The organism is Puniceicoccaceae bacterium, assembly GCA_040224245.1.
In the GTDB taxonomy this organism is placed as follows: Bacteria; Verrucomicrobiota; Verrucomicrobiia; order Opitutales; family JAFGAQ01; genus JAKSBQ01.
In genome coordinates this window covers 1-8,261 of the sequence record JBEGIR010000100.1, presented here as the reverse complement: position 1 = coordinate 8,261, position 8,261 = coordinate 1, and the positions used below count along the sequence as shown (strand labels likewise).

The window sequence follows — 8,261 nt, the reverse complement described above, 5'->3', positions numbered from 1 at the left end:
CAGGCCAAGGTGGAAGCTATCCAGTCTCTACGAAGAGCAAACCACTGACTGGAGAGCCGGATGCGGGAGATCCGCACGTCCGGTTCGGAGGGAGGGGTGGCTCAACTCAATGAGCCATCCCTACCCCTATCAGAAGAGGGGAATGCTTGTTTTGTTTCCCGTAGTACCGACGGGTCGGAAAACAGTTCGGGCCGCGTAGCCGGACTTGGGAAAGTTCGGACCTCGTGGGTGGGCGGAGCGATATGGTTGGTGCGGATGTTTTGCGTAGGGCCTGTGTTCATCGCAGGCCGCGTGGACGGTCGGAACTTGAAAAATCTGAATTCTTCCGAATCCAGCTACAGAAGAGAGGGGATGCTTGTTTTGTTTCCCGTAGTACCGACGGGTCGGAAAACAGTTCGGGCCGCGTAGCCGGACTTGGGGACGTTCGGACCTCGTGGGTGGGCGGAGCGATATGGTTGGTGCGGATGCTTTGCGTAGGGCCTGTGTTCATCGCAGGCCGCGTGGACGGATGCACGCCAAAGGTCTGAATTCTTCCGAATCCAGCTCCGCAATTCGAAGGCACTGGAGCTTGACTGGGCGCAAGCGTTCTTCACAGTAAGCGGGGTGAATGCTGTTAAGGACTACATCCCGCACCGTGAACCGTTTTTGTTTGTGGACTCCATTGTGGAAATGGATGCCGACCACATTGTGACCCGATTTGAGCTGAAACCGGAGCTGGACTTTTTCCGGGGGCATTATCCAGAAAATCCGCTCATGCCGGGAGTGCTCATGTGTGAAGCGGTCTTCCAGACTGCAGGAATTCTCATGGCTTCGAAGCAGAATGAAACCGATCCTGCCGGCAACACGGAAGGCATCGCATCAACTCCGATCCTGACGAAGATTACCAATGCTCGGTTTCGCCGCATGGCATTGCCTGGAGACGTGCTGACAATTGAAGTGAAGCCCGAATCCACACAAGGCAACTTTCACATGATGCGTGGAAAAGTGAGTCATGCGGATGGTTCGGCAATCATGAGCGTTGATTTCACAATCACCCTCAAATAGGGTGCGCCTTTTCGGAATAGACATCCGGATTTGGATTTCAGGAGCTTTGCATGAGTTTTTTAGAACTGAACGGAAAAAACATCCTCGTCCTTGGGGTTTCAAACAAACGTAGCGTTGGCTGGGCAATTGCCCGCGCACTGCAGGAGCAAGGCGCATCGCTTTTTCTAAGCGTTAGAGATGAATCACGTGAACAGGCTGTCCGGAAGTTTGCCAACCCGCAGGCCTTTTTTCACTGTGATGTTGAGCACGAATCCCAAATCGAGGCACTGGGTGCAGCACTGCAAAAACAAGGGATTGTGCTGCACGGGGTTGTCCACTCGATCGCGTATGCGAACTACAATCCGGATTCGTGCAAATTCTACGACACCCGCAGGGAAGATTACATGCAGGCATCTCAGATTTCGGCCTTTTCCCTGGTGGAATTGAGTCGAGCCCTCAAGCCCGTCTTGCATGCTCAGGCCAGTGTTGTGACCATCGGAATCTCTTCCACCGAGGTCACTGCCGAGAACTATGGCTACATGGCACCAATCAAGGCATCGCTGAACACCATGGTGCGCTATCTCGCAAAAGCCTTCAGCTCGGACAGCGAAGTCCGCTTCAATGCTGTCAACGCAGGTCCTTTAAAAACGCGTGCTTCAGCAGGAATTCCGGGGTATTTGAAAAACTACCTCTACGCTGAAAAACTCACCTATCGGAAGCGTGCCCTTGCGGTAGAAGAAGTGGCCAACACAGCCTTGTTCCTGCTGAGTCCGCGTTCGAGTGGGATCAATGCTCAGGGTATTGTGGTGAACGCCGGAATGGATTTTAACTATTTCGACCAGGAGATTATTGACCAGGCAACCCGTCTGGATTGAGTCGCGCACCCATGAAATTCAAAAATGTCGCACTGGAATCGATCCATTTGCACCTGCCGGACGAAATTTGGACCTCCGAGGCAATTGAACGTCGGATCGAGTCCGTTTACCAGAAGTTCAGAGTGTCCGTTGGCCGACTGGAATTGATGACTGGGATTCGGGAACGCCGGGTGTGGGGTGCTGACTTCATCCCATCCGCCGAAGCAGCCAATGCAGCCCGACAGGTGCTGGATGGGAGTCGGATTTCCAAACAGCAAATACAGCTGCTCATCCACTGCGGCGTCTGCAGGGACAAGCTCGAGCCAGCGACAGCCGCCTACGTGCACGGCATGCTGGAGCTTGACAGTGGAGTGCAGTTCATGGACCTGTCAAACGCATGTCTGGGCTTTCTGAATGCCATGAACGTTGCAGCATGCATGATCGAATCCGGGCAGATTGAACATGCATTGCTGGTGACTGCAGAGACCAGTCGGGAGCTGATCGAAAACACCCTTCGCGCGATTCAGGAACCCGGGATGTCGCGACAGCGCATGAAGCAATATTTTGCCAACCTCACCATCGGTTCTGGTGCTGTCGCTGCCATCCTGACGCATCGCCGTCACGCACCGAAATCACCACGACTCGTGGGTGCAGTGACGGGTGCCGACTCGAGTCACAACACACTCTGTGAAGGCGGAAGCAAACAGGGAGCGCATGAGATGTTGACGGATTCAGAAGCATTGTTGCACGCAGGGATCGCACTCGCCCAAAAGAATTGGAATCAATTTCAGTCAATGCTGGGGTGGAGCGATAGCGATGTGAATCACTACGTCTGCCATCAAGTGGGAAAGATGCATCAGAGCGCGCTCTACGAAGCATTGCAGATCGACAAGAACAAGGACTACTCAAGCTATGCAACCTTGGGAAACATGGGGTCGGCCGCGCTGCCGGGAACGCTTGCCAACGCATGGAAGTCCGGACGTTTTGCAGCAGGAGACAAAGTGGCCCTTCTCGGAATCGGCAGTGGAATTTCCTCGATCATGATGGGATTGGAGTGGCAGTCATGACCCAGCATCTCCGAGCCGAAACCTTGAAGGAATTTGCGGAAATCCAGGAACTTTTTCCGTTTCGCAGCAAGTTTGTAAAATTACCTCACCGCATGGCAGATCGAGAGATTCCCGTCACGGCTCACTATGTGGACGAGGGGGAAGGGGAGGTGCTTGTATTCGTGCATGGAAATCCAACCTGGTCGTTTTACTTTCGCAAGGTCATCCTGCAACTCAAAGATCGATACCGCTGCATCGCCCTGGACCATATTGGCTGTGGACTTTCGGAAAAAGGGATGGACCATCGATACTCACTGAAGGACAGATCCCTGTTCCTTGAGCAGTTTTTGGATGCCCTTGAAGTCAAGCAGTGCCACCTCGTTGTTCACGATTGGGGAGGTGCGATCGGCATGGCCTTTGCCACTCGCAATGCGGCTCGCGTTCGATCCGTTACGGTTACCAACACGGCTGCCTTTCCAAGTGACTGGATTTCCTGGCGAATTCAGCTGTGCCGCTTACCATTGATCGGTCGATGGATCAATTATCACTTCAACGGATTTTTGCGCGCAGCCATGCACATGACCACCATGCAACCACTCGATGCCCAGGTCCGAAAAGCATACCTGCTACCCTATCGACGAAAAGCAGACCGGGAGTCGATTGACCAATTCGTAAAAGACATTCCGATGCGTGATACGCATCCGTCCTATTCCGAACTCAAGCGAACCGGGGATGAACTCTCAAAATTTCGGGATTCCCAAATTTTGCTGCTATGGGGCATGCGTGATTTCTGTTTTGCACCATGCTTTTTGCAGCAATGGAGGCAGCGATTCCCGAGTTCGAAGGCGGTCGAATTTGAGGATGCCGACCACTTTCTTTTTGAAGAGAAGGCGGAAGCTTGTGCCGAATTGATCGCGACCCATGTCAACGGCAATCTGAGTGGAGTGCGACCCTGATGACCGGGTTTCGGAAAATTGCGTGCATACCATAGAAGTGCTTCACGGATACGCATTCAACGAACTGCACAATCAGGGTAAATCCAGACGCTGTGCGGTCTCCCGGATGAGAGTGATTCGCTCCTCAATATTCGGATGACTGGAAAGAAGAATCGGCACTGCTGCGGATTCCGGCAATTCCCCAAGGCGTTGCAGGGCATCGGCCAAGACGTGCGCAGGATAGCCCGCACGCTCCAGTATTGCTACGGCCGTGATGTCTGCTTCGCGTTCAAATGAACGAGAGTATCCCTTTTCCAGTAACAGCGTTGGAACCGCTCTCAAGAGAGAAGCCGATTGGAGATCGCCCAGGGTGATCGCAATCAGGGTCGTTACTCCCGCATATCTCAGCAGCATCTGTAGTCCGTGCCTGTGTTGCACATGTGCGACTTCGTGTGCAAGTATGCCAAGGATCTCAGGTTCCAACATCCCGATATCCCAAAGCCCATCCAGCAGAACCAAATCGCCGCTTGGCAGGGCAAACGCGTTGGCTCCCATCGAGTCCGATGCATGGAAATGCAAGCTGAAGTCCAAAGGATCGAGTTGATTTGCCCTCAACATCGATTCAAAGGCCTGATCGATTTTGATTCGAACGAACGGATCAATCTCTGAATCTGCCAAATGGGACGAGCGCATTTGATCAAGTGCCTGTTTTCCAAGATAGTCAGAAAATACCGGCGGTATGCGATCTGCGGTGATTCTCGAGAGTGAGGGAATTCCCCATACCAAGATGGAAATGATCCCGGCGGTGAGTAAAATCGAAGCAACGATAAGCCAAGGCCATGCATCCCGGATGTCATCGATGTGCCTCCAGATCGACGTACCATATCGCATGTTTTTGAACACGCGTTGGGCATTGCGGTCGGGAATTGGAATCTCGCGTCCCTGATCCAGCAAAAGGCTGCCGGTTTTCCGGGAGATCGGTTCAATGCATGCGACGGAATCGAGTGGATAACTGTAATTCCCTTCAACAGTATGCACCTCGAGGACCCTCGTTGCAGCATCTGCAACGACGGTCGCCCGAATCGAAATTTCAGATCCGGGCTGAATCAGTCTGGATTCAAATTGCAAGCGATCTGACATGGTGAATCAGTTATGGGGCAGGGGGCAGCACAGCTCCAGGGAAGCTCCAACAATCCCATGCTGCTCAGACTAACATCAGAATTCCGGATAACACTCATTGAGCATCATGGGTTTTACTTCCCATTTTCGGCTCATCCGCTTTTCATCATCGTTCAGGAGAAAACAGACCTGAATGGGATCCTGCAAATCCAGCGGGTCAACGTGGTATTTCCCGACCTCGTTTGAAATCATTTTTACGCCTTCTTTCCAGGAAAATGGAGGATCTCCGCGCAGAAAAATCTCACTGCCATCGTCCAGCAGGCAATAGGTGAGAATTTCAGTCAGTGGTTCTTCCGTTTCAGGATCAGCTTTTCCCTCAGCATCTAGAGAGTCCGCTTGCTTCTCATGTGATGCATTCGGGAAGAACAGAGAGAGTTGAAATTCATCCTGGGACTCGAGCATGGCGTCTTTGCGAGCCTTGCGACGGCGTTCGATGGGAGGTTCTGAGGGTTGAATCATTTCGGACGATTCCGATTCGCTCGCATTCTGAACACCACGGCTTACTGGAGTGTGATCTCCATCGCCAGAAGATTCATCGGCAGCATCGGATTGCCAGTGCGAATCGACTGGCTCTTCCGCGGACTCCACATCATCGTCCGCCTCGAGCAAAGAAACCGCCGAATAGGGTGGGAGGGGTGGATCGTCTGAAGAGGCAACCTTTTGATGTTCAGACAATAACAAAATCGCTTCCTCAATTTGATGCAGTTTTCGGTAGTAATTGATGAAATATGCGGCAAAATAAGGTGCGGAAAAAAGCAAAATGGTAAGTGAGAGACATGCGATATATGCCACAATCGCAGCCAATCCGAAGGGTTCAGGACTCTGAAAGAGGACCAACAGCGTAAGCACAAAAAACACACCCGAGAATGCAAAAAAGGCACCCTTGGGAAAATGCTTCAGACTGTCATTATCGTTCTTCGTGATAGAAATGCATCTAAAGCTTGCCGCCATATTTGGCAACTTCATTGCGCAGTTCCTGCACAAAAGCATTCACATGACGATTCAGTTCTGACACCGGTTCTGTGAGCAAGTTTGCATTGAAATCTGCCGTGCGAAAATTCGCGGAATCGTGTTCCATGCGCTCCGCATGCTTGGATACTTCAATGCCTCCCAGTGCACGCGATGTCGATTTCATCGAATGAGCAGAACGATTGAACAGTTCCCAATCCTTCACGGTAAACGAAGTCTGAATCTGCTTCGCAAGGGATTGCGTCTCATTGATGCAGTCACCGGCGATATCCACGAGGATGTCGATTTCCTTGTCACACACTTCATCATAGAAGCGTTCGAGGGTTTCCTTGTCTAGGATGCTCATGATCAGGTTCGGATTCGCTAGTCAGGATGAATTCGATTCCCCCGCAATACGACCTTTTTTTCCAGGAGTCCAGAGTTTTTGTCGAAAAGGCTCGTTCAGAAAATCAAGGATTCCGACGGTATAGCTCGGCGATTTCCCGCAGGTATTCTGAATGAACCGAACCGATATCAAACATTTGGGAATCACTCATTCGCCAGGACCAGTTCCCCAGAGCCTCTCCCGGAGTGTTCATCCGGGAGTCCGACCCGAGACTCAACAGATCCTGAACGGGAACGATGCAAAGGTCTGCGACAGACGCATAGGCCGCTCGAATCAGGTCCCATCCGGCATCAGAACCTGAGACACGCAGGTATCTTCGAAAATGATCCTGAGTCTTGGCCTGCTCGTGTTCATACCAGCCCAATGAGGTGTCATTGTCATGGGTTCCGGTATAAACCACCGAGTTTCGGCTCAGGTTGTGCGGTAAATAAAAATTATCGTTTCCTCCACCAAACGCAAACTGCAATACGGCCAGTCCCGGACAGCCAGTTGCATCCCGCAGTTCAATCACGTCTGGTGTGATTTCTCCAAGGTCTTCCAGAATCAGCCGCGCGGAAGGCAGCTTGCGATGGATAGCTCTGAAAAAGTCAATACCTGGTCCCTTTACCCATTTGCCTTCTTTGGCACTGGAGGCCCCGGCCGGAATCGACCAGTAACCCGCAAGCGCGCGGAAGTGATCAAAGCGAACCACGTCAAAAAGCGAAAGCGTGTGCTTCAATCGTTCAATCCACCAGCGGTAAGCGTCGTCCTTTAGCTGTTTCCAGTTGTAAAGTGGATTTCCCCAGAACTGCCCATTTTCATTAAAATAGTCAGGTGGAACGCCCGCCAGTTTTGTGAATTTGCCAGATTTGGTAACCTGAAAAACATCCCGGTTTGCCCACACATCGACACTGTCGGGAGAAACATATATGGGAATATCTCCAATGATCGACAGGTCCCGTTCATTGGCATACTGTTTCAAGTCCATCCACTGCGTAAAAAGTAGGAACTGCTCAAATTGAATGAGTTCAATCTCTTTATCGAGTTCACGGGGCAGGGGATTCGCCATCAGGGCTGAGTAGTCCCTGGTTGCGGGTTTCCATTTCTGCCAGGGCTTTCCTTGATTCACCTTGTGCAGTGTCATGAACACGGCGTAGTCCGAAATCCAGGACTTCTGATTCTTGAGAAACTGTTGGTATGCGTCGGTAACGGAAGGATCCTTAAGTCCATTTTCGACGGCCATGCGCCGTGCAGACTCATGCAGTGGCTGGATGTGGACAAAATCGATGGCAGAACCCGGTTCAGCGTTTTTGAGATCCACCAGGGAATTCGGGTGAATCCAACCCCGTTCAAGCAACGGTTCCCAATCCAGCAACAAGGGATTGATGGCGTGGCTGGAAAACGCCTGATAAGGGGAGTTTCCAAAACCGGTCGGCCCTAGAGGCAACATCTGCCAGTAGCGAAACCCACAGGATCTCGCCAAATCGACAAAGGCGCGGGCAGATGCACCAAAATTCCCAACAGCCCATGAGTTTGGGAGAGAAGTTGGATGAAGCAGGACGCCGGATGAGCGGGAATCCAGCCAGTGAAAAAGAGCATCGTTCATAAAATTGATTTTCGGAAGAAGGAATGTGTTTCAATGCATATGATTTCACGGAGGCAGTGTGCAATCAAATCGCAAATGGGAAAACCTGAAAGGATGTGAAAATTCCTAGAATTAGACATAATATATATTGTGCGAATTGAAAAGATCCAAAGAAATGATGAAATTTGCGCAAAAGCCAACTTCCGCGTGTTCCAGGATTGGATTTTTGCGGGATTTCTACAATGATGCGACGAGACTGACATGATTTTGTATCCGCCCCATTCGCAACCTGCATTGCCTACCCCT

General features: G+C 51.5%; 8 protein-coding genes. 4 read left to right on the top strand and 4 right to left on the bottom strand.

All coding sequences use genetic code 11. The annotated features are described in order from the left end of the window. The first annotated feature begins 603 nt into the window (after window positions 1-603). From ABQ298_16450 to ABQ298_16435, 4 genes are read left to right on the top strand one after another with little or no spacing between them, the layout of a single operon-like run. Window positions 604-1,044, top strand: a complete 441-nt coding sequence (locus ABQ298_16450; GenBank protein ID MEQ9825975.1) for a 3-hydroxyacyl-ACP dehydratase FabZ family protein — start codon at window positions 604-606, stop codon at window positions 1,042-1,044. A 50-nt stretch (window positions 1,045-1,094) separates the two neighbouring features. After that, window positions 1,095-1,898, top strand: a complete 804-nt coding sequence (locus tag ABQ298_16445; GenBank protein MEQ9825974.1) for an SDR family oxidoreductase — start codon at window positions 1,095-1,097, stop codon at window positions 1,896-1,898. A gap of 11 nt (window positions 1,899-1,909) precedes the next feature. Beyond that, the gene (locus ABQ298_16440; protein MEQ9825973.1) at window positions 1,910-2,944 is read left to right on the top strand and encodes a 3-oxoacyl-ACP synthase III; all 1,035 of its coding nucleotides are present in this window, start codon (window positions 1,910-1,912) and stop codon (window positions 2,942-2,944) included. After that, a complete protein-coding gene (locus ABQ298_16435; protein MEQ9825972.1) occupies window positions 2,941-3,879 on the top strand; it encodes an alpha/beta fold hydrolase in 939 nt (312 codons plus the stop codon). Before ABQ298_16440 ends, ABQ298_16435 begins: the two co-directional genes overlap by 4 nt. A 72-nt stretch (window positions 3,880-3,951) precedes the next feature. Here the strand turns inward: ABQ298_16435 and ABQ298_16430 are convergent, their stop codons facing one another. The 4 genes from ABQ298_16430 to malQ form a co-directional block, all read right to left on the bottom strand. Then, window positions 3,952-4,998, bottom strand: coding sequence for a M48 family metallopeptidase (locus ABQ298_16430; GenBank protein ID MEQ9825971.1), 1,047 nt, complete (start codon window positions 4,996-4,998; stop codon window positions 3,952-3,954). A gap of 75 nt (window positions 4,999-5,073) precedes the next feature. Beyond that, a complete protein-coding gene (locus ABQ298_16425; GenBank protein MEQ9825970.1) occupies window positions 5,074-6,003 on the bottom strand; it encodes a hypothetical protein in 930 nt (309 codons plus the stop codon). Further along, window positions 5,972-6,352 carry an Hpt domain-containing protein gene (locus ABQ298_16420; protein ID MEQ9825969.1) on the bottom strand — a complete coding sequence of 127 codons (381 nt, stop codon included), beginning with the start codon at window positions 6,350-6,352 and terminating at the stop codon, window positions 5,972-5,974. The genes ABQ298_16425 and ABQ298_16420 overlap by 32 nt, the downstream gene beginning before the upstream one ends. Window positions 6,353-6,455: 103 nt before the next feature. Next, window positions 6,456-7,976 (bottom strand): 4-alpha-glucanotransferase, encoded by a 1,521-nt coding sequence (gene malQ, locus ABQ298_16415; protein ID MEQ9825968.1) that lies wholly within the window; start codon window positions 7,974-7,976, stop codon window positions 6,456-6,458. Window positions 7,977-8,261 lie beyond the last annotated feature (285 nt).

What these genes read in the sequence shown, in the direction of transcription:
- ABQ298_16445 (MEQ9825974.1), top strand. Translation starts at nt 1,095, where the DNA reads ATGAGTTTTTTAGAACTGAACGGAAAAAACATCCTCGTCCTTGGGGTT.
- ABQ298_16440 (MEQ9825973.1), top strand. Translation starts at nt 1,910, where the DNA reads ATGAAATTCAAAAATGTCGCACTGGAATCGATCCATTTGCACCTGCCG.
- ABQ298_16435 (MEQ9825972.1), top strand. Translation starts at nt 2,941, where the DNA reads ATGACCCAGCATCTCCGAGCCGAAACCTTGAAGGAATTTGCGGAAATC.
- ABQ298_16430 (MEQ9825971.1), bottom strand. Translation starts at nt 4,998, where the DNA reads ATGTCAGATCGCTTGCAATTTGAATCCAGACTGATTCAGCCCGGATCT.
- ABQ298_16425 (MEQ9825970.1), bottom strand. Translation starts at nt 6,003, where the DNA reads ATGAAGTTGCCAAATATGGCGGCAAGCTTTAGATGCATTTCTATCACG.
- ABQ298_16420 (MEQ9825969.1), bottom strand. Translation starts at nt 6,352, where the DNA reads ATGAGCATCCTAGACAAGGAAACCCTCGAACGCTTCTATGATGAAGTG.
- malQ (MEQ9825968.1), bottom strand. Translation starts at nt 7,976, where the DNA reads ATGAACGATGCTCTTTTTCACTGGCTGGATTCCCGCTCATCCGGCGTC.